Genomic DNA, 13,966 nt, shown 5'->3' with positions numbered 1-13,966 from the left:
TGTGCATGAAAATAGGCATCCTCAATGAGGATGCCTATGGTTAAAAGTTATTCATCAATACTATTTGACAAAGAGCCAATAAAAGAAGATTCCGTAATGGAATCTTCTTTTATTTTTGAACACAAAAAAAACTAGCAATAAATTGCTAGTCTTTTTTAGTTAATTATATGATAATTATACTCTAGTAACTTTTCCTGATTTCAAAGCTCTAGCTGAAACCCAAACGCGTTTAGGCTTACCATCAATCATGATACGAACTTTTTGCAAGTTTGGCTTCCAAGAACGTTTTGATTGATTAAGAGCGTGAGAACGTTTGTTACCAAACACTGTCTTACGGCCTGTAATAATATCTTTTGCCATGGGACCGACCTCCTTTGGCTACATGTTTTCTTTAAAATATCACCTGACTAATTTACCATAAACTAAAAATAAAAACAACACTTGAATAATAATGTGTCATAAATCTTTAATTCAAAAACATGCTATGATAGAATTTTAATGTTTATGATAGTTAGATCCAAGATAGGAGGATCCCAAATGGCAGTTACAATAAAAACAAAACATGGTGAAATTGATGTATCAACCAATACCGTTTCAACGATCGTTGGTGGAGCTGCGTTAGATATCTATGGAATTGTAGGTATGGCAAGCAAGAATCAATTACGCGACGGGATGAACACAATTTTAAATCGTGAAGATTTCTCACGCGGAGTAGTTATTCATCAAGAGGATGATAAAATTGCCGTTGATGTCTACATAATTGTAGGATATGGTATTAAAATATCTGAAGTTGCAAAGAATTTAAAAGAAAAAGTAAAATATAATCTAGAAACAATGCTTGGAACACCAGCTGGCACTGTTAATGTATATGTTCAAGGAATCAAAGTTCTAGATGACATTAAATAGGTATTACGCTAGTTGGAGGGGAAACTTTTGAGCAAAGAACTTATTACCAAAAATGAATTTTCCGATATGGTTCGTGTGGCATCACACAGACTTGAGAAGAACGCAAAATTTGTTAATTCACTAAATGTCTTTCCAGTACCAGATGGTGATACTGGAACAAACATGAGCTTAACCGTTCAAAGCGGTTTTAAGGCTGTAAACGAATCAGAGAGTACACATGTAGGAATATTGGGTAAAGCGCTGGCTAAGGGCTTGCTAATGGGTGCACGTGGAAACTCTGGAGTTATTACTTCTCAATTATTCAGAGGCTTTTCTAAGAGTATTGAAGCTAAGGAAGCTTTAAACTCAGATGATTTAGCAAAAGCCTTTGATGATGGTGTTAAAACAGCTTATAAGGCTGTTATGAAACCAGTTGAAGGTACGATTTTGACAGTTGCTCGCTTTGGAGCTGATGCTGGTGTTGAGAAAGCTAAAGAAACAAAAGACGCCGTTGAAGTTATGAGAGCTGTTGTCAAAGGTGCCAAAGTTGGACTTGAAAAAACACCGTCACTATTGCCAGTTCTAAAAGAAGTCGGCGTAGTTGATTCTGGTGGTCAAGGACTAGTCTTTATTTACGAAGGATTCTTAGAAGGAATATCCGGAGAAGCCAGCGATGAAGCATATACACCTGATGAAACTGAAATGGGTGAAATGGTCAATGCTACTCATCATCAATCAGCACAGGGTCAGTTCAATACTGATGAGATCGCCAATGGTTACTGTACTGAAATGATGGTTGAGTTGGGTGTAGATCCAACTTCAGACGAAAAATTCGATAATGAAAAATTACGTAATTATCTAAGTGAAATTGGTGATTCGTTGATTGTTGTTTCTGATGATGAAGTTGTTAAGGTTCATGTTCATACTAACTTCCCAAGAAAAGTTTGGGCCGCTGGTAGGAAATACGGTGCTTTAACCAAAATCAAGATCGATAATATGAAGATTCAACATGAAACCATTGTTGAAGATGATGAAGAAACAACCGCTGCACCAGCAAGTAACAAACCAGTTGATTATGCTGTTATTGCTGTTTCATCTGGTGAAGGCTTGTCGAAGTTGTTTGAAAGTCTCGGTGTAACTAATATCATCAGTGGTGGACAGACAATGAATCCCTCAACGAACGATATCGTTGATGCAATCAATAATGCTAATGCTAAGCGTGCACTTATTTTGCCAAATAACGGAAACATTGTCATGGCTGCAAAACAGGCGGCTGAATTAGTTAATATTCCGGTTGCAATCGTAGCATCTAAGACAATATCTCAGGGTATGACTGCGATGTTGTCATTTAATCCTGAAGTTGAATTGGACGACAACAAGGACAACATGGAAGACTCACTTGATACTGTTAAGAGTGGCCAAGTAACTCAAGCAATTCGTGATACTGAAATCGATGGCTTGAAGATTACTACGGGTCATTATATGGGAATTGTTGATGGCAAGATTTTGGTTGATGATGCAGATATTATTTCTGCAACTGAAAAAATGCTTGATAAAATGATTGACGATGACAGTGAAGTCATTACTATTCTTGTTGGACAAGATGGTAATGTTGAAGACGCACAAAAATTTGCCGATTATTTAGATAATAAGTATGCTGACTTAGAAACAGAGATTCACCAAGGTGATCAACCAGTATATCCATATATGATCGCTGTTGAATAATTAATTTAATCAAACAAAATGAGGCTGGGACTACTTCTAGTCTCTTTTTTGTATGAGGAGGGGAAAATGAATTTAAGAGAAATATCAGTTGCTGAATTACCGGGAGTAGGTCCTAAAAGGTTAGATGCAATCAAATCTCTAGGAATCAACAGTATCTATGATTTATTATTCTATTTTCCCTTTCGTTATGAAGACATGGAAGTTAAGTCATTAGACGATGCGGTTGATCAAGAAAAGATCTTACTAAAAGGTATTGTCGCAAGTGAACCTGTTGTTGTGAGATTTGGATATAAAAAGAATCGTTTGAATGTCAGAATTTTGGTTGAGAATGAATCAATTATGGCGACATTTTTTAATCAACCATGGTTGAAAGATAAATTTGAAACTGGAAATGAAGTTGCAGTTTATGGCAAATGGAATGAGAATAGACGTGCACTGACTGGGATGAAAGTTATTGGCAGTAGCCAACAAGACACTATTGATTCGGTATACTCAGTTAACAAGAATATTCATCAAAAAACATTAGTCAGTCTAATTAAACTGGCTTTTGATAAGTATCAAGATGAAATTGAATCGATTATTCCAGAACATTTATTAGAAAAGTATCAAATGATGGATGATCGTGCAACGGTTAAGGGTATGCATTTTCCAAATAGTGAGGATGAAAATGAATCAGCCCGTCGGAGTGCCAAGTTTAGAGAATTTTTCTTGTTTGAATGTGGAATTCAAAGCGTAAAGTCGAAGGATGAGCGAGAAAATGATGGTTTAGTTGAAGCTTATGATGAAAATTACGTTAATAAATTTGTCGAGACATTACCATTCAAATTGACTGATGCACAAAGTCGTGTGGTTAATGAAATATTAGCTGATATGAAGTCAGATCATCATATGAATCGACTATTGCAAGGCGATGTTGGTTCTGGTAAAACAATTGTTGCGGTAATTGCAATGCTTGCATCCGTGACCGCAGGTTTTCAGGCTGCAATTATGGCACCAACTGAAATTTTGGCACAGCAGCATTTTGAAAAAATTGGTAATTTATTAGAAAAGCTACACATTAGAACGGCAATTCTAACTGGTTCACAAACAAAAAAAGAACATGATACGATAGCTGAAAATATTCGTGAAGGCCGAACTAATGTAATTGTTGGAACGCACGCATTGATTCAAGATAGCGTTGATTTCAAAAATCTTGGTTTGATTGTGATCGACGAACAGCATAGATTCGGTGTCAATCAACGTAAGGCGTTACGTGAAAAGGGAAATAACCCTGATGTTCTAGCAATGACAGCAACGCCAATCCCTCGAACATTAGCAATCACAACGTATGGAGATATGGAAGTTTCTCGAATTGATGAACTTCCAGCTGGCAGAAAAAAAATCGAAACTTATTGGATAAGAGGCCAAAAAGTTGAACAAATGTATAAATTTGTTTCAAAACAACTGGCAGACCATGCTCAAGTCTATGTTGTTACGCCATTAATATCTGAATCTGAAAAGATTGATTTGAAAAACGCTGAGTTGATTTATGATAAGTTCAATGAATTGTATGCGCCAAAATATAAGATTGGTCTGTTGCATGGTCAAATGTCCAATGATGACAAGGAAGATATAATGAATAAGTTCAGTCATCAAGAGATCGATGTGTTGGTTTCGACAACCGTTATAGAAGTCGGTGTCGATGTACCAAATGCGTCAGTTATGGTAATATATGATGCCAACCGCTTTGGACTATCACAGTTGCATCAGTTGCGTGGCCGTGTTGGCCGTGGTGAGAAGCAGTCATATTGTATTTTGATTGCGGATCCAAAGAACGACGTCGCCTTAGAACGCATGAAGATTTTAACCTCAACTAATGATGGATTTGTTTTGGCTGAAGAAGACCTGAAGATGCGTGGTTCTGGAGACTTGCTTGGTAGCAAGCAATCCGGATTGCCGGATTTCAAAGTTGGTAATCCAATTGCAGACTTTAATATTTTGCAGACAGCTCAAATTGAAGCTGAACAAATTTTTAAGGATCCACAAGCAATGGAAAATCCAGAAAACAAAGTGTTAAAATCATTCTTGAATGATGAATTTGATCAATTAAATAATTTTGACTAAAAAAATAATTAGATTTGTGAGGAATTAGTGAATGAAAATTGCAGTAGACGCTATGGGCGGAGATAATGCACCTCAAGTTATTGTTGAGGGAATCGAAAAAGCTCGTGACGAATGGACTGATTTGGAATTTGTAATGTATGGTGACGAAACTAAAATCAAGAAGTATTTGAAGAACAGTGATCGTATTTCTATTGTTCACACGGATGAAGAAATTCTCGGAACTGATGAGCCAGTTAAGGCGATCCGTTCTAAAAAGAATTCTTCAATGGTCTTAGCTGCAAAATCTGTTAAAGCTAAAGAAGCAGATGCTATGTTGTCGCTTGGTAATACAGGAGCCTTATTGGCCGCTGGTATTTTTATCATTGGCCGTATCAAACAAGTTGAAAGACCAGCCTTGATGCCAACTTTGCCCGTAACCAATTCAGCATTAGGCGTTAATGTATTGGATGTCGGAGCTAACGCAGAAGCTAAACCGGCATATTTACAACAATGGGCAGTTATGGGTTCAATTTATGCTCGCGATGTCAAACAGATCAAAGAACCCCGTATAGGATTATTGAACAATGGCACTGAGGAAGATAAGGGTGATACTCTTCATAAAGAAGCTTTCAAACTGTTGTCTAACACTGAAGGTATCAACTTTATTGGTAATGTAGAATCAAATAATATCTTGAATGGTGTTGCTGACGTTATTGTTACTGATGGATTCACTGGTAATGCGGCATTGAAGGCAACTGAAGGTACTGCTACAGTCCTCCTCAAAGAAATGAAACATGCCTTGCTAAACAATGGTTTCTTTACTAAAATGGGTGCAGCTATTGTTGCTCCTTCATTGAAGGGACTTCGTGATATGTTTGATACATCTCATGCTGGTGGTGCAGTCTTACTTGGCTTGAAATCACCCGTAATCAAAGCTCATGGTGCTGCCGATAGTAAGACAGTTTTCTATACAGTTAAGCAGATTTATGATATGTTGCTAAACGACACGATTAACAAAGCTAATACTTACTTTGAACAAATGAACAAAAAAGATGAAGATAAATAGGGAGATTCGTTAAATGTCAGAACAAGAAATTTACGATAAGATCGTTGGACTAATCGCCGACAAATTTGAAGTTGATGCAAGTGCGATAAAGAAAGAGACTTCGTTCACTGAAGACTTGGATGCAGATTCAATTGATTTGGTAGAATTTGTTTTGGAACTTGAAGAAGAGTTTGATGCAGAAATTCCTGATGAAGACGCTGAGAAGATCAAAACAGTTGGTGACGCTGTTGATTACATCATGAGTCATCAAAAATAAGACCTTTAGGTCTTATTTTTTTCGCCATTTAATTATTTAGTGTAAAAGTTTAGTATAATTAAGGTTATTGGAAAGGGGACGCGTTATGCTAGATCAAAAATTTCTAGATTATTTAGAAAAGAATTATGGTATTACTTTTAACAACAAGAAGTTGATTGAGCGTGCTATGACTCATTCTTCTTTTGACAACGAACACAAAGAATTAGGAATAGGTAATTATGAACGACTAGAGTTCCTTGGGGATGCCGTTTTGGAAATCAACATCTCAAGATACTTGTTTGAAAAATATCCCCAACTACCTGAAGGAAAATTAACTAGATTAAGATCTGACATTGTTAGAACGGATAGCTTTGCCAAGTTTTCTAAGCAAATTCAAATCGACAAGTATTTGTTGATCGGTAAAGGTGAAGAAAAGCAAGGTGCACGTCAGAGACATACTTTACTTGAAGATATTTTTGAGGCATTTAACGGTGCATTATACTTGGACCAAGGTAACCAAGCTGTTGAAGAATTCCTTGAAAGTGTTGTTTATCCACACATCGATTCAGGTGAATTCTCAGAAGATACTGATTTTAAGACTCACCTGCAAGAAAAGCTACAACAGTCAGGTGAAGTTGAGATCGACTACAAAGTAATCGACGAAGAAGGTCCAGATCACGACAAAAAATTTGAAATAGAATTGATTGTTAATGACAAAATATTGTCTAAGGGATTTGGATATAGTAAGAAGCATGCAGAACAGATGGCTGCTAAACAAGCGTTAGAAGAATTATAGGAGTTTTTATTTTATGCCATTAAAATCATTAACGATCAATGGGTTTAAATCTTTTGCTGATAAGACAAAGATTGATTTTACAAGTGGAATCACCGGTATTGTAGGACCCAATGGAAGTGGAAAATCAAATATTACAGAAGCAATTCGTTGGGTAATGGGTGAGCAATCAGCTAAGAGCCTACGTGGTGACAAGATGGTAGATGTTATCTTTGCCGGAAGTGCAACACGAACACAGATGAATCATGCTGAAGTTACATTGGAGTTCGATAACTCTAATGGGGAGTTAAAGTCTGACCAGACCAATATTACGATCCAACGTAAGTTGTTCAGAAATGGTGATACTGAATTTTCAATCAACAATAAGTCGTGTCGCCTCCGTGATATAACTGAAATGTTTATGGATTCTGGCATGGGTAAGCAGTCATTTTCGACTATTTCTCAGGGACGAGTGGAAGAAATATTCAATAGTAAACCAGTTGAGCGTCGCTCAATTATTGAAGAATCCGCTGGAATTGCATTATTTAAACAGAAAAAAACACAGGCCGAGAATCGATTAAGTGAAACGACTGATAATTTGCATCGTGTATCTGATATTGTTTCAGAACTGTCAAAGCAAGTAGAACCATTAAAAGAACAAGCTAGTATTGCTCGAGATTATAAAGAGCAAAAAAGCAAATATGATAATATTTATCAACAAATATTAACGATTGAAATAAAAGATTTATCTAAAGAAAAGCGCCAGTTGGAATCCAAACTACGTGAAGTTAAAATGAGTTTGCAAAATATTGAACAACAAGTAAAAATTTCTAATAAAAAAGTGGTTGATAATCGTGATCAAATCAGTAAATTAGCAAAAAAAATTGATGCTAGTCAATCAGATTTGGTTAAAAAGACACAATCACTTGAAATCTTGAATGGTCAAATCGCTGTTTCTGATGAGAGAAATGGATTCAATACAACTAATCAAACTTCTTTAAATGAACAGTTGAAAAGTATTAAGGCTGATAAAAAAATACATGAAGCCAAATTAACTGAATGTAATGAAAAAATTTCTGAGTATCAATCACAAATCAATGAGTTTGAGACAAAGCTGAAAGAAATAACACAACTACAAAAGAAGACACCTCAACAGATTAAAGATGATATTTCAGAGCTACGTGATAAATATGTTAATACGTTGCAAGAACAAGTTTCTACTGGTAATGATCAAAAATATACGCAACGCCAGTTAGATAGAATTCAAGCCTCCAATGAAGATACTGAACATCAGATGGCTGATATTGAGGTTGATTTAAAAGAATCAACCAATAAAACCACTGAAATCAGCGCAAAACTACAAAAATTAATCAATGATAATCAAGATTTAATCAAAAAAAATGATGAAATTGATAATAGCATTAAGCAAATTACTGAAACAGGTACTGCTGAGAATCAAGAGTATTTAAAATTTTTGGAGAATCTTCAAGAGACAAAGGCACGTAAGACGGTTTTAGAAAACATGGAGCAAGAGCATGTTGGCTTTTTTGAAGGTGCTAAAAATGTTTTAAATAATCAAAATGAAATCGGTGGAATCGTTGGCGCAGTGGCTGAATTGATCAAGGTGCCAAGTAAGTATCAATTGGCAATCGAAACGGTTGTCAGTAATCAGTTACAATCTATCGTTACTAAAGATGAAGCGTCTGCTAAACAAGCAATTGCTTATTTACGCAAACGAAACGGCGGACGTGCGACTTTCTTACCAATTAATATCATTAAGGCGAGAACCATTTATGCAACTGATCTGAACAATGCTGAACAAGTTACTGGTTATGTTGGAGTGGCAAGCAATCTAGTTAAGTTTGATGACAAAGTATCGAATATTGTCAAAAACATTCTGGGTAATTTGTTGATTGCTGAGAATATTGATGCAGCTACAAGGGTTTCAGCAGCTGTAAATCGCAAGTACCGTGTAGTAACTTTGGATGGTAATGTGGTCAATGCCGGCGGATCAATGACTGGTGGACAGCAACGTCGGGTAAACTCAAGCATTTTGACACGTAAGGACGAGTTGACATCATTGAATGCCAAGCTTTCCAAACAAGAAATGTTACTTGATCAGAAACAACAAGCTGTGGTCGATCTGCGTCAAAAACTAGTTGATCTACGTGAAGAAAAGAAACAAATTGAGAGTAAGTTGGCTGACTTCAATCAAAAGAAAGGTCAGCTAAGTAGCTCACTATCGACATATACTAACGAGGCAAAACATCTTGAAGAACAAAGGGATGCATTGCAATATACTGCTAATAAAAATAACTCGGAAAAAAATGAATTACAAAATGAACTTAATGTACAAATTGAAAATGCTGATAAGCTGAAACAACAAGTTGCCGATGTTCAACAAGAGATCGAAGCCAAACAGAAGCTTTTGAAGGACTTCGATTCAGAACTAAGTCAAATCAATGATGATATTCAAAAGACGCAGACCAATCTTGCGGTCGTTAATAGTAATTTTGATAACGAAAAGATTCAAAGGGAACGTTTGATAAGCGAAATATCTGCCTCAAATGAACAGATCAAAGAATTAGAAATTCGCTTGGACCAATTGAATTCAGAACGAGATCAGTTAAGTATGTCAAATGCTGAAATCAAAGCTAAAACAACACAATTTGAAAATGAGATCAAGCGGTTGCAGGCTGATTTAGATAATTTGAAGACACAGCGAAGTGAAAAAGACGAGCAAGCAGCCTCACTAAATGAGAAGGCTCAGCGTAATTTTGATCTACAAAAATCTGCATCTGATGAACAAGAAAGTTTGGCAATTGCTGTTACTAAGTTGGCTAACAAAATTGACAGTCGCTTGGATACATTGTCAGAAGACTATTCACTGACATATGAAGCCGCAATGAAGAATCTTAAGCAACAAGATTCTGATCCCGAAACTCTCAAACGAGAAGCAAGATTGTTGAAAATGGGAATTGATGAGTTAGGAACGGTTAATTTATCTGCAATCGAAGAATATGATAAAGTAAAAGATCGTTATGAATTCTTAACAACGCAGCAAAATGATTTGTTACAAGCTAGACAACAATTGTTAGATACAATGTCAGAGATGGACAATGAAGTTACAACTCGTTTCAAGAAGACGTTTGACGAAATCAGTGCCGCATTCGAAGTGATTTTTCCTGAAATGTTTGCTGGCGGTCGTGCTAAGTTAGTTCTAACTGATCCTAGCAATTTGTTAGAGACAGGAATTGAAATCATTGCTCAACCACCTGGGAAGAAATTTCAACGGTTGAGCTTGTTATCTGGTGGTGAGAAAGCCTTGACTGCAATAACGTTGCTGTTTGCAATCATCAAAGTTCATCCTGTACCATTTTGTATTCTGGATGAGGTTGAAGCATCATTGGATGATGCTAACGTTTATCGTTTTGCAAACTATTTAAATCGTTATGATGCAAATACTGAATTTATTGTTATTACTCACCGTAAGGGTACAATGATGAATGTAAATCGTTTATATGGCGTAACAATGGAAGAATCCGGAGTCTCAAGAATGCTCTCGGTTTCACTAAAAGACATTAACAAAGACGCTTAAAAGGAGATTAATTAATGGGACTTTTTGATCGAATAAAAAAAGCTTTTACCGGTAAAGACGAAGAAGAAGATAAAAAAGAACAAGAAACAAAAGAAAAAGTTGAAGGCGAAGAAGCCGATGATGCTGCTGCGGCAGAAGATTCTGAGCCTGATCAATCAGAAACTACTGAAGATCCAACTGAATCGGAAACTGCATCAAGTGAAGTTCCTGAAGAACCTGAGCAGCCAGAGCCGAAAGCTGAAAAGGTTACATCCGATGAACCGGTTGAACCAGTAGAAGAAAAAGAAGAGCCGGTTGAAGATAGTACTTCAGTGGAGTCAAATGTAGAATCCAAAGAAGTTCCTGTCGCCGATGCACAGCCTGAAGAAGCAACTGAGTCTGAGTCTGAATCTGATGAACTAGATGAACTAGCTGATGAATCAGATTCAGAACCAGAAAATTCAGAAGAATCTGAAGAAAATGACGACATCAAAGAATATGATGAAGGATTAAAAAAGAGCCGTAACTCATTTGGAGCACGTTTCAATCGATTCCTAGCTAACTTTAGAAGCGTTGATGAAGAATTCTTCGATGATTTGGAAGAACTGCTGATCGAATCTGACGTTGGCTACGAAACTGCTTTGAAATTGTCAGACGAACTGCGTGAAGAAGTTAAGTTAGAGAATGTCAAGAAACGTTCAGATGTTTCTGATGTTATCGTTCGTAAATTGGTTGATATGTATGATGAAGAAGGCAAAGAAGAAGATAATTCTCTGAAGTTCAGTAGTGACAAAACACCAACTGTTTTCTTATTTGTTGGAGTTAATGGTGCTGGTAAAACAACAACCATTGGTAAATTAGCTCATAGGTACCAACAAGAAGGTAAAAAAGTTCTGTTGGCCGCTGGTGATACATTTAGAGCTGGCGCTATCGAGCAACTTCAAGAATGGGGCCGCCGCGTAAATGTTCCTGTTGAAGCAAGTAAACCACAGACGGATCCTGCTTCTGTCGTCTATGATGCTGTTCAACGTGCAATAAATGACGACTATGATGTTCTATTAGTTGACACTGCTGGACGTTTGCAGAATAAAGAAGGATTAATGCGTGAACTTGAAAAAATCAAACGTGTTATTACTCGTGAACTACCTGATGCACCACAAGAAGTGTTGTTAGTCTTGGATGGTTCTACTGGGCAAAATGCTCTGAGTCAAGCTAAACAATTCAATGAAACAACTGACGTTACCGGAATTGTTTTGACTAAAATTGATGGTAGTTCTCAAGGTGGTATCGTCTTACCGATTCGTAATGAGTTACACATCCCAGTTAAATTGGTTGGATTGGGTGAACAAATGGATGATCTTAGAGATTTCGATCCTGAGAAATTTATTTATGGATTATTTAAGGAACTAATCGTCGGTTCTGGTAAATAATTATGGACATTAATGAAACAACTAAGATAAATTTGTTGTATAATTTTTATCATTCTTTATTAACGAAAAAACAAAGTCAATATATTAATTTATATTACGTTGAAGATTTCTCATTGAGTGAAATTGCTGAACAACTTGATGTATCACGTCAAGCGGTAATGGATAATTTGCATCGTTCAGTCAGTCTGTTAGAATCGTTTGAAAAGGAACTTGGATTAGTGCAAAAGACTCAAGAAATTGATGATATCGCAAGTCTATTGGATCGGATTGTTTTGACGAAGTATCCTAAAGATAAAGAATTAGTCGAATTAGTAAGACGTATTTCAAAAATAAATGAAAAATAATAGGAGTAAGAGATGGCTTTTGAAGGATTAAGTGAACGACTACAAAAGGTTTTTTCTTCGCTGAGAGGTAAAGGAAAGCTTTCAGAAGATGATGTTCGTGCCGTAATGCGTGAAGTTAGAATGGCTCTACTTGAGGCTGACGTTAACTTCGATGTTGTTAAAGGATTCGTTAAGCAAGTTAGAGAACGTGCATTAGGTTCAGAAGTAATGGACAGTTTGACACCTTCACAACAAGTAATCAAAATTGTTGATGATGAATTAACTAAGTTAATGGGTGAGGAAGCTGTTCCGTTAAATAAATCACCACATATCCCAACTATTATTATGATGGTTGGTCTTCAAGGTGCTGGTAAAACAACAACCGCTGGTAAGTTAGCTAAGTATTTGATGGCAAACGAAAAAGCACGTCCAATGTTTATTGCAGGAGACGTTTATCGTCCTGCTGCTATTGAGCAGTTGAAGGTCGTTGGTGAGCAAGTTGGTGCACCGGTTTATGATGAGGGAACTGACAAGGACCCAGTTGACATTGTTCGCAATGGTTTGAAACAAGCTGAAGAGAATAAGAATGATTACGTAATTATTGATACTGCGGGACGTTTGGAAATCGACGACAAGTTAATGGATGAATTGGCTCGTATCAAAGAACTAGCACATCCAAATGAGATCTTGTTTGTTGCTGATGCGATGACAGGTCAGGTTGCAGCTAAGGTTGCTCACGGTTTTGATGAACAACTTGATATTACTGGTGTTGTACTAACTAAGTTAGATGGTGACACTCGTGGTGGTGCCGCACTTTCAATTCGTTCGGTTACTGGAAAACCAATCAAGTTCATCGGTCAAGGTGAAAAGTTAGATCAATTGGACGTCTTCCATCCTGATCGTATGGCTGACCGTATCTTAGGTATGGGTGACATGCTTACTCTTATCGAAAAAGCTCAAACAGATTATGATGCCAAACAAGCTGAAGAAATGGCTGAAAAAATCAGAGAAAACAGTTTTGATTTCAATGATTTCATCGACCAAATGGATCAGGTTCAAAAAATGGGACCTCTAGATGAGATTATGAAGATGATCCCTGGCATGGCGAATAATCCACAATTGGCAAATGTTAGTATCGGTGAGAAAGATATTGATCACTTGAAGGCAATTGTTTACTCTATGACACCTAAGGAACGTGAGAATCCAGAGCTATTAAATCCATCACGTCGCCGCAGAATTGCTAGTGGATCTGGTCGTAATATTCAAGAAGTCAATCGTATGATCAAACAATTCAAGCAATCTCGTGACATGATGAAACAAATGAGTAAGGGTAACATGGCTGGTATGGACCAGATGATGGGCGGAGGTATGTCCGGAAAAATTGGTAAAATGGCTATGCGTTCTATGGTTAAGAAGCAAAAGAAAAATAAAAAGAAGCGCTTGAAGAAAATCAAACGTTTTAAATCATAAAAAAATAAGAGGTGTAAAGAAAAAAACTTTACACTTCTATTTTTTTTGTGTATACTAACAAAGTTAAGTATTTAGGAGGAAACAAAATGTCAGTTAAGATTAGAATGAAACGTATGGGTAGTAAGTTAAGACCATTTTATAGAATCGTTGTTGCTGATTCACGTGCACCACGTGATGGCCGCTTCATCGAACAAGTTGGTTACTACAACCCAATCTCACAACCAGAAGAGATCAAGTTAGATGATGACAAGATCATGGACTGGTTACAAAAAGGTGCACAACCTTCAGATACAGTTCGTAACTTGCTTAAGACACATGGTATTATGCAAAAGTATCATGAAAGCAAATATTCAAAATAATTGAATAATAAAAGTGGGATCAGATAAAACTTTGTTTTGTCA

The 13,966-nt window shown here is 36.6% G+C and carries 12 protein-coding genes; 11 read left to right on the top strand and 1 reads right to left on the bottom strand.

Features of this window, described 5'->3' with window-relative positions:
- Positions 1–174: 174 nt before the first annotated feature.
- Positions 175–360 carry a 50S ribosomal protein L28 gene (gene rpmB, locus EKM68_RS05690; protein WP_054641956.1) on the bottom strand — a complete coding sequence of 62 codons (186 nt, stop codon included), beginning with the start codon at positions 358–360 and terminating at the stop codon, positions 175–177.
- 177 nt (positions 361–537) lie between these two features.
- Here rpmB and EKM68_RS05685 point away from each other — a divergent pair, with 177 nt between their 5' ends.
- From EKM68_RS05685 to rpsP, 11 genes are all read left to right on the top strand, one after another.
- Complete coding sequence (locus EKM68_RS05685; RefSeq protein WP_025024042.1) at positions 538–906, top strand: Asp23/Gls24 family envelope stress response protein; 369 nt, start codon at positions 538–540, stop codon at positions 904–906.
- A 66-nt stretch (positions 907–972) separates the two neighbouring features.
- Positions 973–2,610, top strand: coding sequence for a DAK2 domain-containing protein (locus EKM68_RS05680; protein WP_164509367.1), 1,638 nt, complete (start codon positions 973–975; stop codon positions 2,608–2,610).
- A gap of 66 nt (positions 2,611–2,676) precedes the next feature.
- Positions 2,677–4,713, top strand: coding sequence for an ATP-dependent DNA helicase RecG (recG, locus tag EKM68_RS05675; protein ID WP_125588696.1), 2,037 nt, complete (start codon positions 2,677–2,679; stop codon positions 4,711–4,713).
- 31 nt (positions 4,714–4,744) lie between these two features.
- Positions 4,745–5,758: a phosphate acyltransferase PlsX gene (gene plsX / locus EKM68_RS05670; protein ID WP_125588695.1), complete on the top strand. Its 1,014-nt coding sequence runs from the start codon at positions 4,745–4,747 to the stop codon at positions 5,756–5,758.
- A 13-nt stretch (positions 5,759–5,771) separates the two neighbouring features.
- Complete coding sequence (gene acpP, locus EKM68_RS05665) at positions 5,772–6,014, top strand: acyl carrier protein (protein ID WP_125588694.1); 243 nt, start codon at positions 5,772–5,774, stop codon at positions 6,012–6,014.
- A gap of 85 nt (positions 6,015–6,099) precedes the next feature.
- The gene (gene rnc, locus EKM68_RS05660; protein WP_125588693.1) at positions 6,100–6,789 is read left to right on the top strand and encodes a ribonuclease III; all 690 of its coding nucleotides are present in this window, start codon (positions 6,100–6,102) and stop codon (positions 6,787–6,789) included.
- 13 nt (positions 6,790–6,802) lie between these two features.
- Positions 6,803–10,363 carry a chromosome segregation protein SMC gene (gene smc / locus EKM68_RS05655; RefSeq protein ID WP_125588692.1) on the top strand — a complete coding sequence of 1,187 codons (3,561 nt, stop codon included), beginning with the start codon at positions 6,803–6,805 and terminating at the stop codon, positions 10,361–10,363.
- Positions 10,364–10,377: 14 nt separating this feature from the next.
- Positions 10,378–11,772, top strand: a complete 1,395-nt coding sequence (ftsY, locus tag EKM68_RS05650) for a signal recognition particle-docking protein FtsY (RefSeq protein ID WP_125588691.1) — start codon at positions 10,378–10,380, stop codon at positions 11,770–11,772.
- Positions 11,773–11,774: 2 nt separating this feature from the next.
- A complete protein-coding gene (gene ylxM / locus EKM68_RS05645; protein WP_125588690.1) occupies positions 11,775–12,116 on the top strand; it encodes a YlxM family DNA-binding protein in 342 nt (113 codons plus the stop codon).
- 12 nt (positions 12,117–12,128) lie between these two features.
- Complete coding sequence (ffh, locus tag EKM68_RS05640) at positions 12,129–13,565, top strand: signal recognition particle protein (protein ID WP_125588689.1); 1,437 nt, start codon at positions 12,129–12,131, stop codon at positions 13,563–13,565.
- Positions 13,566–13,651: 86 nt separating this feature from the next.
- Positions 13,652–13,924 (top strand): 30S ribosomal protein S16, encoded by a 273-nt coding sequence (rpsP, locus tag EKM68_RS05635; RefSeq protein ID WP_076616149.1) that lies wholly within the window; start codon positions 13,652–13,654, stop codon positions 13,922–13,924.
- The last annotated feature ends 42 nt before the right edge of the window (positions 13,925–13,966 follow it).

It is taken from the genome of Companilactobacillus jidongensis, from assembly GCF_003946575.1.
In the GTDB taxonomy this organism is placed as follows: domain Bacteria; phylum Bacillota; class Bacilli; order Lactobacillales; family Lactobacillaceae; genus Companilactobacillus; species Companilactobacillus jidongensis.
Note: the sequence above shows the minus strand (reverse complement) of the source record. Positions and strands in the feature narration are given on the sequence as shown.

Bases quoted from the DNA above. Each gene is read 5' to 3' on its own strand.
- ftsY (WP_125588691.1), top strand. From the start codon at position 10,378: ATGGGACTTTTTGATCGAATAAAAAAAGCTTTTACCGGTAAAGACGAA.
- acpP (WP_125588694.1), top strand. From the start codon at position 5,772: ATGTCAGAACAAGAAATTTACGATAAGATCGTTGGACTAATCGCCGAC.
- rpsP (WP_076616149.1), top strand. From the start codon at position 13,652: ATGTCAGTTAAGATTAGAATGAAACGTATGGGTAGTAAGTTAAGACCA.
- ffh (WP_125588689.1), top strand. From the start codon at position 12,129: ATGGCTTTTGAAGGATTAAGTGAACGACTACAAAAGGTTTTTTCTTCG.
- plsX (WP_125588695.1), top strand. From the start codon at position 4,745: ATGAAAATTGCAGTAGACGCTATGGGCGGAGATAATGCACCTCAAGTT.
- EKM68_RS05680 (WP_164509367.1), top strand. From the start codon at position 973: ATGGTTCGTGTGGCATCACACAGACTTGAGAAGAACGCAAAATTTGTT.
- recG (WP_125588696.1), top strand. From the start codon at position 2,677: ATGAATTTAAGAGAAATATCAGTTGCTGAATTACCGGGAGTAGGTCCT.
- rnc (WP_125588693.1), top strand. From the start codon at position 6,100: ATGCTAGATCAAAAATTTCTAGATTATTTAGAAAAGAATTATGGTATT.
- EKM68_RS05685 (WP_025024042.1), top strand. From the start codon at position 538: ATGGCAGTTACAATAAAAACAAAACATGGTGAAATTGATGTATCAACC.
- smc (WP_125588692.1), top strand. From the start codon at position 6,803: ATGCCATTAAAATCATTAACGATCAATGGGTTTAAATCTTTTGCTGAT.
- ylxM (WP_125588690.1), top strand. From the start codon at position 11,775: ATGGACATTAATGAAACAACTAAGATAAATTTGTTGTATAATTTTTAT.
- rpmB (WP_054641956.1), bottom strand. From the start codon at position 360: ATGGCAAAAGATATTATTACAGGCCGTAAGACAGTGTTTGGTAACAAA.